Below are 15,204 nucleotides of genomic sequence, written 5' to 3' on the forward strand. Positions count from 1 at the left end.
GAGGTGAATTGGATGAGGCCTTTCGCGTCCGAACCGAGGAGGAACTCCCGGTTTATGAACGTCTCGGAGATGTTCGCGAAATCGCGGTGACGAAGGGTCAGTTGGCGGACATACTCTATAGCCGAGGTGAATTGGATGAGGCCTTTCGCGTCCGAACCGAGGAGCAATTGCCGATCTTTGAACGTCTCGGAGATGTTCGCGAAATCGCGGTGACGAAGGGTAAGTTGGCGGACATACTCTATAGCCGAGGTGAATTGGATGAGGCCTTTCGCGTCCGAACCGAGGAGGAACTCCCGGTTTATGAACGTCTCGGAGATGTTCGCTCCATCGCGGTGACGAAGGGTAAGTTGGCGGCAATACTGGCAGCTAAAGGCGATCTGGCGGGCGCACTCCGGCTTCACGAAGAACGGCGCCCATTGGTTGAGAAACTAAAGGACGAAGACGGTCTTATTCATGGTATCTTCAATTGTGCCCGGTTGCGCTTGAGGATGGGTCCTGCCACCAGGGAGGACTTCCTCAAGATTTTGAAAGACCTTGAGGAGGCATTCGAGCGGATTTGCCGTCTGGGTCGGCCTGATGGAATGGGCGCCATTGGCGTTTTGTTGGGGCAGGTTCTCGCTGGCATCGGCGCCAAGGATCGCGCCCTTGAGGTATTGAACGTGGCGCATGCGGGATTTCGAAAGATGGGCTGGGAAAAACAAGCGCAGCAAGTTGCTGACTTCATTAGGGAAATAACGAACACATAATACTGAATTATTGACTTTTCCCTGAGCGACGCATACCTTCGTATTCATGGTAAAAATCGCACGGCATCTGTTGAAGCCTCCCAAAGGCAGGGGAAAGCAGACCGGGTGGGGGCTGGCGGCTGTGCTTGGTCGCTGTCTTGCTCCTCGTGGAAAAGCAAAGAATTTCACAACGTTCTCCCCGTTGGTGTGCGGAAAAATGCCGTGCCTGTCGTCGTGCAATCCGTGGAATATCTGGATGACGATCGATTGCGTTTGACCTTCAACTCGGGTGAAAGCGGGGTGGCGGATCGGGCAGAACTGGTGCGTTCCACCCCTGGCGCTGCGCCCTTGCGCAACCAGGAAGAGTTTCGCCGTGTCTTTCTTGATGAATGGCCCACCCTGGCTTGGCCCTGCGGATTCGATCTGGCACCAGAGTATGTCGATTGGTTGGTGACAGGAAAAACCCCGGTCTGGCAATCACCTCCCATCGCGAAATCAGCCTGAGGGGTTGTGAATCGTTACATGACGAAAGGTCCGAATGATGGAGCATCGACCATGACCATTTCCGACACCGAATTGATCTTCATGGGGGCTTGCATCGCCGAGGCCATCCATCCGGATCGGATTATTCTGTTTGGTTCCCAGGCACGGGGAGATGCCGGACCCGATTCCGATGTGGATTTGCTGGTTATCGTTTCACGACATTTCAGCAATGCGCAACGCTGGCAGATGATGCAGACCATCCGCAAGGCCATCACCGGTGTTCGCTGCTCCAAGGATATTCTTTTGTATCATCGGGACGAAGTTGAACGATGGCGTTCCTCCATCAATCATGTTGTGGCTACTGCTCTGCGCGAGGGCAAGGTGATTTATGAAGGAACTTGAACAGGGACGTATTCTTCTCACCATGGCGGAAAAAGATTGCCGCCAGGTTTTCTCCCCTGCTCCACGGGTTACAATCCAACGCACATGCGGACCCTTCCCCCTTCGGCGGGTGGCCAGGGGCGGGGCGGGGAATCGTTGTCGTCCTGGATCGGGCCGGGGTTGCGTATGTTGCCTTCGCGGCCATCGCCGTCGTCATGACGGCTGTCATAGGAAGCGGCCTGCTCGGGGAGGAGTTGATCCATGCACAACGCGAGATCGGGGAGACGGGCGGGTTGGTGGATCAGATGGTAGTCCCCCCCGAGAATGTGTTGCGCGATTCCCTGGTTGACGACTTTGGGAATGAACAGGTGGGCCAGGCGCAGGTGCCGCCAGACCTGAGTTTCCTCGGAGGATCGGTCCGAAATCCGGCCATCGCCGTTGCCGTTTTCCGCCTCGGGCCAACGTTCGTGGGCTTTGGGATCGTCGCCAGGGATGAAGTGATACAACCGCGCGTAGGACCGAACCGCCGTGGCGATGGCCGCCTGATCCAGAGCCAGGCGATGCAGACGGCTCTCCTCCACCAGGCTTTCGCCACGCAACACCGTCCCCAGCAGCAGGGTGATGATGATCAGAACCAGGCTCAGCTCCAACAGGGAGAATCCTGCGTTCGGATCGGGGGGGGGGGGCCATTGCGGCGGACCCGGTTCGGATCACGATGGGCTGGCTGCCGCGATCAAAGCGTTGGCCCCTTTGGGATCCCCATGGCATTCAAGCAGGGCCTGGAGCATCAGGGGGACGACGATCGTGGCATCCGATTCGATGATGAACATGGGGGTATGGGCGGTCAGTTTGTCCCAGGTGATCTTTTCGTTGGGGGTCGCCCCCGAATAGGATCCATAGGAGGTGGTGGAATCGGAAATCTGACAAAAATAGGACCACGGCTTGACCGGTTGTTGCAGATCATACTTGATCGACGGCACGACGCAGATGGGAAAATCACCGGCGATGCCGCCGCCAATCTGGAAAAAACCGATTCCCGGTCCCGACGACAGACGCCGGTATTCGTCATAGAACCAGGACATTGCCTCGATCCCCGATTTGGCGATGCCGGCGGAACATTCTCCGGTGCGGACGTGGGAGGCGAAAATATTGCCGAAGGTCGAATCTTCATAGCCGGGGACCACCATCGGCAGATGCGCCCTGGCCGCCGCCAGGAGCCAGCATTCCTCGGGCCGCCCTGAACAAAGTTCGGGTCCGATCGCCTGGATCAACTGATAAAAATATTCGTGCCAGAACTGCCGGTGTCCCGAACGGTCGGCATCGAGCCACATCGGCACGAGAATTTTTTCGACGGCGCGAAAGGCCTCATCCTCGGGAATGCTGGTGTCGGTGACGCGGCGCATCGACGCTTCAAGAATCCGGGTGTCGTCCTCCTTGGTGAAATAGCGGTAGTCGGGAAAGTCGCGGTAATGATCATGGGCGACGAGACGGAACAACGATTCCTCCAGGTTGGCCCCGGTCACCGAAAGCCCGTGAACCAGGCCCGCCCGGATCGCCGGAGCCAGGGAAATCCCCAACTGCGCCGAAGACATCGCCCCCGCCATCGCCCAGAACATGCGCCCCCCCGACTCGATGTGCCGCCAGTAGGCCAGGGTGGCGTCGCGGGTGACGCGGGCGTTGAAGTTTTTATAGTTGCGTAGTAAAAATTCAAGGATGGGCATCCGTCCCGAAGATTCTGCCCTGGTCATGGCGCTTGATCCCTATTGAATGTATCGGAAAACTATTGAAAAGAAAAAAGAGGTCTGGGGGATTGCCCCAGGGTAAGGTTTACCATGCTTGGATGCCAATATAACACCTTTCCAAAGCCATTCCAAGAGACGCTCCCGAAGTGTGGAACACATCGATGACCCTTCCCGTGCCCCGATTGCGAACCATCCGGCGCATGTACGCCGCCTTTTTTCTCAGCCTGTTTGTTTTTTTTCTGCTTCTGGGCGATTTTCGGCGGATGAAAGGGTACGACATTTCCTTTTTTCTGGAACTCGATCCCCTGGTTGCCCTGGGGGGATTGCTGACCAGTTGGACGCTGTACAAGGGGTTGATTCTTTCGCTGGTGATCCTGGTGCCGACCCTGTTTCTGGGACGTTTTTTCTGCTCCTGGATCTGCCCGCTCGGGATCATGAATCAACTGTTCGGCTTGCGTTTTTTTGGGGTGCGTCCTTCGGAAAGCCATCGGCTCAATGGCTATCGGCCCCTGTTTCGCGTCAAATATTATCTTCTGGTTTTTTTGTTGCTCGTCGCCATGGCGGGGGGACTGCAAACCGGATTGTTCGATCCCATCGCCCTGATCTATCGTTCGATGACGGTGGCGGGGTTGCCGTTGCTCGATGGGGCGGGACTTGGCATTTATGCCCAGGGGCCGATTTTTCATGGTGGTCTGGTGATTTCGGTGATCTTTCTCGCCATTCTTCTGGCCAACCGGTTCATGCCGCGATTCTGGTGCCGCGTTCTCTGTCCGTTGGGGGCGCTTTTGGCGGTTCTGTCGCGATGGGCCCCCTTTGGCATCCAACGCGATGTCGAACGATGCAACGGCTGCAACAAATGTCTGCAATTCTGCCAGGGCGGGTGCGACCCCCATGCGGCATGGCGCCGGTCCGAATGCCATCTGTGCATGAACTGCATCGAGCAGTGTCCCTCCGGAGCGCTGCATTATGGACTGCCGGAACAATCGAGCAGCATCCATCAACCCCTGGACGTGAGCCGTCGCCGTCTGCTGGAAACCGCCGTCGGTTCGGTGGTGGCGCTGCCGTTGATGCGTCGGTCGGTATCCGCGGTGACCCTCGATCAGTCGGCGGTGATCCGCCCCCCCGGATCGCTCGAAGAAGAGGATTTTTCCCGCCGGTGCATCAAATGCGCCGCCTGCATGCGGGTCTGTCCCACCAATGTCCTGCAACCAGCCCTTCTCGAAGGGGGATTCGAGGGATTGTGGACGCCGATCCTCATCAACCGCATCGGCTATTGCGAACACCATTGCGTCCTCTGTGGTCTGGTCTGTCCCACGGGGGCCATCCGTCCGCTGTCGATCAACGAAAAACTCGGTCGTCCCCCCTTCGACGCTCCCATCCGTCTCGGCACTGCCTTCTTCGACCAGGGTCGTTGCCTCCCCTGGTCCATGGAGGTCCCCTGCATCGTCTGCGAGGAGGTCTGCCCGACCTCCCCAAAGGCCATCGGCACCCGCCAAGTCACCATGACCCATCGCGATGGGACGTCGATCACCCTCAAACAACCTTTCCTGACCCCCGACCTGTGTATCGGTTGCGGCATCTGCGAAAACAAATGTCCCGTCTCGGGATTGGCCGCGGTTCGCGTCTCCTCGGTGGGTGAAAGCCGCTCCAAAACCAACCGCATGCTTTTGAAATCCACCCGGCCAACCGCCGCCCCTTCGTGATTTTCCCCCCGCGACCAAATTATTGCTCCAAGACCCCTTGCCAAACCATCCGCCAATGGCCATATCCAAGGGGTAACGTAAGTTCTTTCCAGATGTTGGACCACTTGACAAGGGATTGACGGCCATCATGAGCGATGTCGAACATAAAGAAACCCATGCGTTTCAAACCGAGGTGACGCAACTGCTCCACCTGATGATTCATTCGTTGTACAGCAACAAGGAGATTTTTCTCAGGGAGTTGATTTCCAACGCCTCGGACGCACTCGACAAACTGCGGTTTCAGGCGTTGTCCAACGCCCCCCTGTATGAAAACGATGCCAATCTGGACATCCGCATCACCTTCGACAAGGATGCCAAAACCGTCACCATCACCGACAACGGCATCGGTATGGACAAGGACGAGGTGATCGCCAACATTGGCACCATCGCCCGTTCCGGAACCCGTGAATTCTTGAAATCATTGACCGGCGACCAGGCCAAGGATGCCCATCTGATCGGGCAGTTCGGGGTTGGTTTTTATTCATCCTTCATCGTCGCCCGCTCCGTCACCCTGACGACCCGCAAGGCGGGTCTGGCGCGGGATCAGGGCGTCCGTTGGGAATCGGCTGGGGATGGCCAATATACCGTCGAATCGGTGGACAAGGAACAACGGGGAACCGAAATCGTCCTCCACCTGGCCGACGACCATGGGGACTTTCTCGATGATTGGCGGCTGCGCTCGATCATTCGCAAGTTTTCCGATCATGTCTCCTGGCCCATCCTCATGATCAAACCCGATTATTCCAAGAGCGACGAGGACAAGGAGAAGGAGAAGGAAAAGGAGGAAAAAGCCCCCGAATGGGAGACGGTCAACAAGGCTTCCGCCCTGTGGACCCGGAGCAAGAGCGACATCAAGGACGAGGAATATACCGAGTTCTACAAACACATCTCCCATGACTTCGAGGAACCCCTGACTCACCTTCATGTCCGTCTGGAGGGCAAACAGGAATATACCCTTCTCCTGTTCGTGCCCAAGCGGGCCCCGTTCGATCTGTGGGATCGGGACGGCAAGCATGGGGTCAAACTGTACGTTCGCCGCGTCTTCATCATGGAAGGGGCCAAGGAATTGATGCCCCGTTATCTCCGGTTCATCCGCGGCATCATCGATTCTTCCGACCTGCCCCTCAATATTTCCCGCGAAATCCTGCAACACAATCCCCTCGTCGAGGCCATCCGCAAGGGGACCGTCGGCAAGGTGTTCGGCCTTTTCGAGGAACTGGCCGAAAAGGAACCCGACAAGTTCAAGCAACTCTGGAAAACTTTCGGCCTTGTTCTCAAGGAGGGAGTCATCGAGGACTACGCCAACAAGGACAAGCTCGCCAAACTGCTTCGGTTTGCCTCGACCCATGGCGATACCGACGAACAATCGGTATCCCTCGCCGATTATCTTGGGCGGATGAAGCCCGATCAGGAAAAGATCTACTACGTCACCGCGGAAAGTTTCGCCGCCGCCAAGAACAGTCCCCACCTGGAAATTTTCCGCAAGAAGGGGATCGAGGTGTTGTTGTTGAGCGATCGGGTCGATGAATGGCTGGTGAACCATCTGACCGAATTCGAGGGAAAAAGCCTGCAATCGGTCGCCAAGGGGGGATTGGACCTGGGCAAGCTGGAAAACGAGGACGAGAAAAAAGAACTGGAGAAAAAGGAGGGAGACTACAAGGATCTTCTGGAACGGGTGAAAAAATGCCTCGGAGAGACCGTCAAGGAGGTCCGCCTGACCCATCGCCTGACCGATTCACCCGCCTGCCTCGTGAGCGAGGAACACGACATGAGCGCCACCATGGCGCGAATTCTCAAGGAGGCGGGGCAGACGGTTCCGACCGCGAGTCGCATTCTGGAACTCAATCCCGGTCATCCCCTGGTGAACCGTCTGAAAAACGAGGCCAACGAAGAGCGCTTCAACGATCTGGGCCGCATTCTCCACGATCAGGCCATCCTGAGCGAAGGGGGCCAGCTCGATGATCCACCCGGCTTTATCCGCAAGCTCAACAAGCTCCTTCTGGAAATGGTTTCGTAGTCCATTCGCATCGGCACGACCGGCCTGGGGGGGGATGGGTTCCCTTCCCAGGCTGTATATTTTACTTGAAGTGGATTGCCCTCCGGGTTTCATCCGTTCGGGAAATTCCATAAATGGTCCAAAACATCGGCGAACCGACCTGCCGGGGAGACGTTCTGGCGAAACGCTTCCTGGACCAGGGGGGCAATCTCGTTCATGGGAAAAATGGTTCGAGTTTGCCCACCCAGATAGGGCAAGGGCATCATGACAGCGTCGGGATGGAACTCGGCGAGCAGTTCCTTCTCATCTTCAAGGCCGTTCATTCCGCCCATGAAGACAGCCAGGCCGATCTTGTTTTCACGGATCATGGTTTGGCGAAAGTGGGTCAAACTGGCTTCGAGATTGATTTGGGCAAAGGGGTTGTTCTCATCCCGCACAACCCGGTCAACCAAATGGAGGGACGCGAAGTGTTTTTTGATTTCGGGGGAGAATTTTGCCTCGAAATGGCGGGAAAGGTAAAGTTTAATGTGGGACATTCGATCCATTTTATCGCCCCACTGGGCGATAAAATGGGTGATGGAAGGATGTCCGCCGTAGATCAGGGGAATTTCTCGGATGGAGGTTTCCTGGGCCAAGGCCAACACGGCGTCACGCATTGCCTGGGGGTCGGTGTCGGAGTAATACGGGGGGCGTTCGGGGTCGGGAAGACTGGCCGAGAGAAAAACAGCTTTGGAGTTCATGAAGTACCTCGCAACCATCGATCCAGGGAGTTTTGTTCCACGGCCCGGACCGGCAATTCATGGTTGAGCCAGTCCAAATGGCTGCGCCATCGGGGATCCATTCCCGATCCATTGTAGAAAAGGGCTGTGTTTTCGGGAGAGAGACTGCATTTTGCCATTATCAGGAAGAGATCATGATAATTTTGGCTCTCTGGACGTCCTGTTACGACACGCAGTCGTCGGGGAGACCCTGTTTTGGCGTGGAGTCTGATTTCGTTGGGCAGCGTTTCGGGGGTGAGGTTCCATTTTCGTGCCCGGTCCCGGCAATAGCCATACAGCTTGAGAAAGCGCAGACCAACTCCCTGGGCCCGCATCTCTTCCACCGCATCGGCCAAGGTTGCTACCAGGAGTGGGTCGAGGCGATGCTCCCTGGGAGTATGGCCGGGAGTGGCGATTCGTTGGGAAGGCGTCAGGTCAATGCTTTTCATGAAACTATTGTCTTGATTGGGCGACTCGTCCACTTCGGGCCAACGCAAACGCAAGATGCCGATGCCGTGCTCCTTGGCCTGCTGCAACTCTTTTTGTACCCATTCGCTTTGCCCGAGGTTGGGGGAATCCAGCAGAAGCAGCAGATCCGAATCCATGAGTTGGTGCATCAGTTGGATTTGAAACGGGGTGCTGGGAACCACTTCGGCGGTGTCGAGAAAAACATCATACCCCCGCCGGTTGAGGGCGTCGAAAAGTTGTTCGGCGATGGCGGCGGAATCGTCCCGCTTGTAGCTGAGGAAAACCTTCCGCTTGTCTCGCAGCAGGGAGAAGGTTTCCAACAGTCCGTTGACCAGCCTTTGCCGCCAATTGGATTCATCCTGGAAGACGCATTGATAATCCTGGCATTCCTTGGGCAGTTCGGCCTGGATGATCTGGAGGTCATTGCGGCTGACCACGGGAAAGAGCGGCAATCCCAGTCGCATGACCGTTTGCAGAAGATCCTGGTCGGGGCGGGAGGAGTGGCCACCGTAGACCACCGCCAGCAACAGAATGGGGGCGGCGGTTTGCCGGCATTGTTCCAAGTGGTTAGCAAACTCTTGTGGAAGCCAGAGACGCATCCAGGTTTCAGGATTGTTTATCCCCAGGGATCTGCCTTTCCGAAGAAAGGACTTCCAGATTTCCGTTCTCCAGGAGTCCGCGGCGCCAAGGAAGAGCACATTGTATGCGTGACGCGAGGGACTCATCTTGAGATTTCCTTGAAGACGGGAATGTGGGGCCATGAACGATGGGTTTGCCGTCCATTCATCCTTCACACCTAAAACAATTCGATGCTATCCTCGGATTGGGTCGGTTCGCCGAACATGTCCACGTTTTCCCCCAGGACCTCGCCATGGATGCGACGTTCGCTGTCCATGGTGTACATGTCGGCCAGATCCTTGAATTCCTTGGCGAGTTCCTGAAGGTTTCCTTCGAGTCCCGCCATGATTTCGGGACCTGCGACTTTGGTGTTGATGGTTTCCAGTTGATCGAGGATCTTCGTGAATTTTTTCTCGATGGAATTGTGAAATGTCATCTCCGCCGACAACAGCATGATCTGAATGACGATGGTGCGGAATTCGGCCAGATTTTCGGTCATCATCGAGCGGATGTCGGTGTTGGTGGACTCGATTTGTTGCAGGATCAGGGGGAGGCGGCGCAGCAGGCTGTTGGTCCGCATGATCCTGGGCGCGGTCTTCTCCGAGAAGAACATGGTGATTTCTTGGAGTTTGTCAACGGATTTCAGGAGTTGGGCGATCCGTTCCTTTCCTTCGACCTTGATCATTCGCGAAATGTCGGCGACCGATTTTGCCAGGTTTTCCAGTCGGCCATTGCGGCTCGTATCGAGTCCCATGACCAGGTGTTCCAGCCGTTCGCTGGTCATGGTCAGCATGTCCAGGGCGCGTTTGGCCTGGAAAATGGCATTTTCCGCCCGGGAAAGAGTTTTGAGGACATCGTTGGAAAGATTTTCGTCGAACACCCCGAGACGCAGCAGCATATGCAGGTGATAACCGATTTCGGCACAATCGCGGCGCACCTCCATGCTGAGCCCCTGGGCCCCGGTGATGCAATGTTTCTGTCCTTCGGCGATGTCGGAAATCCGTGTCAGTTGGTCGTGCATGGACCCCACGGCGTGGATCAGGTCGGCGATGATCGAGCGCAATTGTTCGCTGCCGATCCGGGTGGCCAGGACGAACCAGCGCAGTCGGGTCGTGGGATCGGGATCGGTAGCCAGTCCCTTCAGTTTTTCCTCGGCCCCTTTCAGGGCGACGACGACATGGCTGATCCGTTGCGACGAAATATCGTCATATTGCATCGCCTGGACCATCTCGAAAATAATTTCGTTGACCCCTTCGGTCTGACTGTCGATCGAAGAACAGTCGCCATCAAGCCTTTTGACCGCGGTGCTCATCCGTTTGAGGCTGGAAGAGGTGTTTTTCTTGAGGACTTCAAGGCTGTACCGCGAGGAGTCGAGGTCGGCGACGATGCGACGTGTCAGATGGTTCATGATGTCGCTGGCCTCCTGGGAGGAAGAGGCAACCTCGCCGATCAGGGGACGCATCTGCCGCATCAGGCTGTCGATGATGGCTCCGAGGGTTTGCCGTTCCAGTTCGTCCCGTCCTTGTCCGCGCACCTGGTCCACCATCAACGGCAGATGGGCATCCTGCTCCAGGCGCAGACCCCAGTCGGTGATCTGTTCCATGTCCCGGGTGAAGACCTCCTTGTCCTTGACCAACACCTCGATGGAGTCGAAAACACCGGTGATTTCACGATAGATTTGCCGCAAACTGAGCCTGAGATCGGTCAGGCCCATTTCGCTCTCGCGAACACCGATTCGTTCCCGTATGGTAATGGCGCGGCTGGCGCTCGATGCAAAACTGGCGGAAAAATCGCCCATGTGCTCGGCAATGTTCATGAAGCCGGCCTTGGTGTTGTTGGGAACATCCTCCAAAACGCGGATATGTTGTTGCAGAAGAGGCAGGATTTCCTCGATCGGTTGCGAAAGAGACATCAAATTCTCCAAGAAAAGGACGTGTCATGGTATCACGAACGTAAATGCCATCCGCTGATGTGATGCATTTGTCCATCCTACCCTGTCACAAGACCGGGGTAAAGACTGGCAAACCATTTCCGAGGCCGTTATCCTGACGGTCTTCGGTCCGCCAATACCCTATCGAAAGATTGAAACATGAATTTGAAAGTGATTGACAGTACCAGCCACGGGGCGCCAAAGGATTCCCTGGAGATTGGCACCGAGGAGATCGCCGCCGATCAACTGCTGCGGTTTATCGATCGCATCGAACGCCTGGAAGAGGAAAAGGCGGAAGTGGCCACCCAGGTCCGCGATGTCTACGCCGAGGCCAAATCCCAGGGGTTCGATCCCAAGATCATGCGTCTCATCGTCCGCCTGCGCAAACGTGATCCCAACGACATCGAAGAAGAGGAAACCATCCTGCATCTCTACAAACAGGCCCTGGGCATGGCGTGACCCCCCAACCCGTTTGAAGGGGCGGGGGGCGAAACGCGATCGGTTCCTTAAGCTGGCGCGATTGATGCAAGAATCCTGTTCGTCAATCAATCATTCTTGACGGGAGGACGTCCCATGGGATCATTGTCGATCGTCGCCAATCAACGGGAATACAAAATCCGTGACCTGGACGAAGGGCAAACCCTCGTCACCGGAATCGCCAGCTTCAGAAACGCCCTGACCCTGTATGAGCGTTTGACCGCCCTTCAGGACAGTGCCGCGCGTACACAAGGCCATTCCCGGGATCGGGTGCGCCGGGACCGGTGAACTGCCAATGGCCGTGGCAATCAGGAAGAAAGTATTGAAATGAATGGAGTTCGACAGCTTCCCGGCCCCAAGGAAACCCGTGAAAAAAAATTCATGTTCCAGTCGAAGGAAATCCTTGTCAACCTTTCCATGATTGACTTATACGTAAGCCAGATAATGATGGGTCGTTCGGTCTGGCCGTGGGCGCCGGACTGAGCGTGTCTTTGGCTTTCGCAATGTACCAAAGGAAAACAACCATGAACTACGCGAGCGCTTTCAGCACGGCCCGTTCGTTGTCCCGCCGTGGCATGATCGATGCCAATGAGGGTCACGGTGATGACGACGAGCCTTCGGGTGATCAGGAAGACAAACCTCCCGCAGGGGGCTTGGCCGCTCTTGCCCCAAATCCACAACCGCTCTCGGGCTTTTGCCACTCCCTTCCGGGGCTTTCGCCCACCTTCCCCGAAAACGAACGCAGCCAACAATTTCGCAGTCGCCACTATCCCCATGTTTCTCCGGAACAATGGAGCGATTGGCGCTGGCAGCTCAAAAACCGGATCCGCCGTGTCAAGGATCTGCAACATCTGTTTCACCTGACCGCCGATGAAATGCAGGCCTTTCGCCGCGGGGAACCCAAACTTCCCATGGCGTTGACGCCGTATTATGCCTCGTTGATGGACCCGGAAAACGGCAACGATCCCCTGCGACGGACGCACATCCCCGTCGGTGACGAGCGCAACATATCCGAACAGGAACTGATCGATCCTCTGGGAGAGGAGGAACGGATGGTCGTTCCCGGCCTTGTCCATCGCTATCCCGATCGGGTTCTCCTCATGGCGACCCGGCAGTGCGCCACCTATTGCCGCTATTGCACCCGCTCGCGCATGGTCGGGACGCATGCCCATGAAAAAACCCAGGGTTTCAGGCAACATTGGCGGCAGGCGGTCGATCATATCGCCGGCGACGACCGGATTCGCGACGTGGTCATTTCGGGCGGTGATCCCCTGACCCTCGCCGACGAGGAACTCGGGGTGCTGTTGCAACGCCTGGCCGATATTCCCCATGTCGAAATCCTGCGGATCGGCACCAAGGTGCCGATGGTCCTGCCCATGAGAATCACCCCGGCCCTGACGGCGCTTCTGGGGCGTTTCAAATCGTTGTGGATCAACATTCATTGCACCCATCCCGATGAATTGACCCCGGAAGCATCGGTCGCCCTGGGTCGTCTGGCGGACGCTGGCCTTCCCCTGGGGGCGCAGACGGTCCTCCTCGCGGGGATCAATGACGATGCTCCAACACTCAAACGGCTGTACCACGGCCTGCTGCGTCACCGTGTCCGGCCCTACTACCTCTATCAATGCGACCCGATCCCCGGTTCGTCCCATTTCCGGACCCCGGTGGCCAAGGGATTGGAGATCATCCGTCAATTGCGCGGTTTCACTTCGGGGTTGGCGGTGCCCCATTATGTCATCGATGCCCCGGACAATGGCGGCAAGATTCCCGTTCTTCCGGGAATGCCGTTGCAACACGAGAATGGCGATCTGCTGTTGACCAACTATCAGGGCCGGACCTGCCGCTATCCCGATGGGGTGGCGGGTGATCCCTCCTGACTCCCAAAGGATGGCCTTCATGCGTGTCGGTTTTGTCTATGATTTGCGCGACGACTACCTCCGGGAAGGGTTCAGCCCGGAGGAGGTCGTCGAGTTCGACACCCGGGAGACTCTGGATCATATCGAAGGGGCGTTGCTCCGGTTGGGGTACACGGTCGAAAGGGTTGGCAGAGGTCGCGAGCTGGCGCGACGTCTGGCCGATGGGGCGCGATGGGATCTGGTTTTTTCCATCGCCGAGGGGGTGCGCGGGCGCAGTCGCGAGGCCCAGGTACCGGCGGTTCTGGAAATGTTCGATCAGCCGTATCTGTTTTCCGATCCCCTGACCATGGCCCTGACCCTGGACAAGGCCATGGCCAAACGGGTCATCCACTCCTCGGGCATTCCCACCCCTCCGTGGCGCGTGGTCTCCTCGCTCGATGACCTCCCTGCCATCGATTTGCCCTTTCCCTTGTTCGTCAAACCCCTCTCCGAGGGGACGGGCAAGGGGTGCGACCTGGAATCCCTGGTTCGCGACCGGGAATCCCTGCCACGCATCGTTGCCGCAAAGCTGGAACGCTTTCGTCAGCCGGTGTTGGTGGAAACGTTTCTTTCCGGTCGCGAATTCACCGTGGGGTTGATCGGCAACGGTCCCAGGCCCGAACCCTTGGGGGTGATGGAAATCCTCCTGAACGATCAGGCCGATGCCGAGGTCTACACCATGACCAACAAGGAATTGAGCGAGGATCGGGTTTCCTACCGCCTGGTGACGGGTTTCCTGGGTGACCGGATCGTGCATTTGGGACAGGCGGCGTTTCTGGCCTTGGGGTGTCGCGATGTCGCCCGCATCGATTTTCGTTGCGATGCTGCCGGCAATCCCTGTTTCCTCGAAGCCAATCCCTTGCCCGGACTCCACCGGACCCATTCCGATCTGCCGATCATCGCCGGTCTGGCCGGGGTGACCTACGATGACCTCATGGGCAGGATCCTTGCGGCGGGACGGCAACGTCTATGACCGGGAGTGGTGGTTTTTCTTCTTGTCCAAGGAACCGTGTCGTCGCCGTTGTTCATGGTGCCTGGGGCGACAGTCCGGACGAGGAGGATACCCGATTGCAGGCGCGTCAGGTGGCGGACAGTGTGACCCGCCTTGGTTTCGATGCCCCGATTCTTGCCTTGGGTCCCGAGTTGCGCGAAATCGATCTTCTGCGTCGCTGGCACCCCGGGGTCATCTTCAATCTGGTCGAGGGATTGGGTGGCGTGGGGCGTCGCGCCCATGAGGCCGCCTTCGTCCTGGAGCGACTTGGCGTTCCTGTCACCGGGGTTTCCGGAGCGGTTCAGGAGGTGGTCAATTCCAAGTGCGCCTGCAAGCAGGCCCTGGAAGCGGCGGGGTTGCCGACGCCCTCATGGACCCTGACCGGAGAGGGGTTGGCGGGCGATGACCTTTGGATCGTGAAACCGATCTGGGAACATGGTTCCCTGGGCATGAGCGAAAATTCGGTCATGCCGGCATCGCAGGTCGCCCAGGCCCTCGCATGGCAGTCGGCCCATGCCGCGCATGCGTGTTTTGCCGAACGTTATGTGGCGGGCCGTGAGTTCAATCTTTCGATTGTTCAAGGGCCTTCCGGGGGAGAGGTGTTTCCGGCGGTCGAAATGTTGTTCGAGGGCTATCCCGACGACGGAATCCGGATCGTCGATTATGCCGCCAAGTGGGATGCGTCCAGCTTTGGATTCAACCATACCCCACGCCGTTTCGAGTTCCCCGAGGAGGATCGGCCACTCCTGGATGAACTGCGACGCATATCGCTTGAGGTTTGGCGTTTTTTTGACATGACGGGTTATGTCCGGGTCGATTTCCGGGTCGATGCGCACCGAAAACCCTGGATTCTGGAGGTCAACGCCAATCCGTGCATCGCTTCGGACGCCGGTTTTGTGATTACGGTCCTTCGTTCAGGACTGGGTTATGATCAATTGATCGAGCGTTTGCTTCATGCGGCCCAGGCCGCTTCCCGGATTCAGAAGTGTTGAAGAGGT

At 57.3% G+C, this 15,204-nt stretch carries 15 protein-coding genes; 10 read left to right on the forward strand and 5 right to left on the reverse strand.

The annotated features are described in order from the left end of the window. Nucleotides 1-8 precede the first annotated feature (8 nt). The 3 genes from HQL76_07900 (at nucleotide 9) to HQL76_07910 (ending at nucleotide 1,610) form a co-directional block, all read left to right on the forward strand. Entirely contained in the window at nucleotides 9-746 is a 738-nt protein-coding gene (locus HQL76_07900; protein ID MBF0109081.1) for a hypothetical protein, read from the forward strand. Nucleotides 747-947: 201 nt separating this feature from the next. Next, complete coding sequence (locus tag HQL76_07905) at nucleotides 948-1,229, forward strand: DUF2442 domain-containing protein (GenBank protein ID MBF0109082.1); 282 nt, start codon at nucleotides 948-950, stop codon at nucleotides 1,227-1,229. A 51-nt stretch (nucleotides 1,230-1,280) separates the two neighbouring features. Beyond that, nucleotides 1,281-1,610 carry a nucleotidyltransferase domain-containing protein gene (locus tag HQL76_07910; GenBank protein ID MBF0109083.1) on the forward strand — a complete coding sequence of 110 codons (330 nt, stop codon included), beginning with the start codon at nucleotides 1,281-1,283 and terminating at the stop codon, nucleotides 1,608-1,610. A gap of 68 nt (nucleotides 1,611-1,678) precedes the next feature. Here HQL76_07910 and HQL76_07915 read toward each other — a convergent pair whose 3' ends face one another. Then, complete coding sequence (locus HQL76_07915) at nucleotides 1,679-2,239, reverse strand: hypothetical protein (protein MBF0109084.1); 561 nt, start codon at nucleotides 2,237-2,239, stop codon at nucleotides 1,679-1,681. A 60-nt stretch (nucleotides 2,240-2,299) separates the two neighbouring features. Continuing rightward, nucleotides 2,300-3,337: a deoxyhypusine synthase family protein gene (locus tag HQL76_07920; GenBank protein ID MBF0109085.1), complete on the reverse strand. Its 1,038-nt coding sequence runs from the start codon at nucleotides 3,335-3,337 to the stop codon at nucleotides 2,300-2,302. 176 nt (nucleotides 3,338-3,513) lie between these two features. Between HQL76_07920 and HQL76_07925 the strand changes: the two genes are divergently transcribed. Both HQL76_07925 and htpG read left to right on the forward strand, forming a co-directional pair. Beyond that, nucleotides 3,514-5,034 carry a 4Fe-4S binding protein gene (locus tag HQL76_07925; GenBank protein ID MBF0109086.1) on the forward strand — a complete coding sequence of 507 codons (1,521 nt, stop codon included), beginning with the start codon at nucleotides 3,514-3,516 and terminating at the stop codon, nucleotides 5,032-5,034. Nucleotides 5,035-5,161: 127 nt separating this feature from the next. Then, complete coding sequence (htpG, locus tag HQL76_07930; GenBank protein MBF0109087.1) at nucleotides 5,162-7,090, forward strand: molecular chaperone HtpG; 1,929 nt, start codon at nucleotides 5,162-5,164, stop codon at nucleotides 7,088-7,090. An 89-nt stretch (nucleotides 7,091-7,179) separates the two neighbouring features. Here htpG and HQL76_07935 read toward each other — a convergent pair whose 3' ends face one another. The 3 genes from HQL76_07935 to HQL76_07945 form a co-directional block, all read right to left on the reverse strand. Beyond that, on the reverse strand, nucleotides 7,180-7,809 hold the full coding sequence (locus tag HQL76_07935) for a hypothetical protein (protein ID MBF0109088.1): 630 nt from the start codon (nucleotides 7,807-7,809) through the stop codon (nucleotides 7,180-7,182). Next, nucleotides 7,806-8,858 carry a toll/interleukin-1 receptor domain-containing protein gene (locus HQL76_07940; protein ID MBF0109089.1) on the reverse strand — a complete coding sequence of 351 codons (1,053 nt, stop codon included), beginning with the start codon at nucleotides 8,856-8,858 and terminating at the stop codon, nucleotides 7,806-7,808. The genes HQL76_07935 and HQL76_07940 overlap by 4 nt, the downstream gene beginning before the upstream one ends. 233 nt (nucleotides 8,859-9,091) lie before the next feature. Then, nucleotides 9,092-10,825 carry a hypothetical protein gene (locus HQL76_07945; GenBank protein MBF0109090.1) on the reverse strand — a complete coding sequence of 578 codons (1,734 nt, stop codon included), beginning with the start codon at nucleotides 10,823-10,825 and terminating at the stop codon, nucleotides 9,092-9,094. Between the two features lie 177 nt (nucleotides 10,826-11,002). Between HQL76_07945 and HQL76_07950 the strand changes: the two genes are divergently transcribed. The 5 genes from HQL76_07950 (at nucleotide 11,003) to HQL76_07970 (ending at nucleotide 15,198) form a co-directional block, all read left to right on the forward strand. Further along, nucleotides 11,003-11,302, forward strand: a complete 300-nt coding sequence (locus tag HQL76_07950) for a DUF2312 domain-containing protein (protein ID MBF0109091.1) — start codon at nucleotides 11,003-11,005, stop codon at nucleotides 11,300-11,302. A 114-nt stretch (nucleotides 11,303-11,416) separates the two neighbouring features. Continuing rightward, nucleotides 11,417-11,608: a hypothetical protein gene (locus HQL76_07955; GenBank protein ID MBF0109092.1), complete on the forward strand. Its 192-nt coding sequence runs from the start codon at nucleotides 11,417-11,419 to the stop codon at nucleotides 11,606-11,608. Nucleotides 11,609-11,895: 287 nt separating this feature from the next. Further along, the gene (locus tag HQL76_07960) at nucleotides 11,896-13,197 is read left to right on the forward strand and encodes a KamA family radical SAM protein (GenBank protein ID MBF0109093.1); all 1,302 of its coding nucleotides are present in this window, start codon (nucleotides 11,896-11,898) and stop codon (nucleotides 13,195-13,197) included. 19 nt (nucleotides 13,198-13,216) lie between these two features. After that, a complete protein-coding gene (locus HQL76_07965) occupies nucleotides 13,217-14,188 on the forward strand; it encodes a D-alanine--D-alanine ligase (GenBank protein MBF0109094.1) in 972 nt (323 codons plus the stop codon). Then, nucleotides 14,185-15,198, forward strand: a complete 1,014-nt coding sequence (locus HQL76_07970) for a D-alanine--D-alanine ligase (protein ID MBF0109095.1) — start codon at nucleotides 14,185-14,187, stop codon at nucleotides 15,196-15,198. Before HQL76_07965 ends, HQL76_07970 begins: the two co-directional genes overlap by 4 nt. Nucleotides 15,199-15,204 lie beyond the last annotated feature (6 nt).

Source organism: Magnetococcales bacterium (assembly GCA_015228815.1).
Classification (GTDB): domain Bacteria; phylum Pseudomonadota; class Magnetococcia; order Magnetococcales; family UBA8363; genus UBA8363.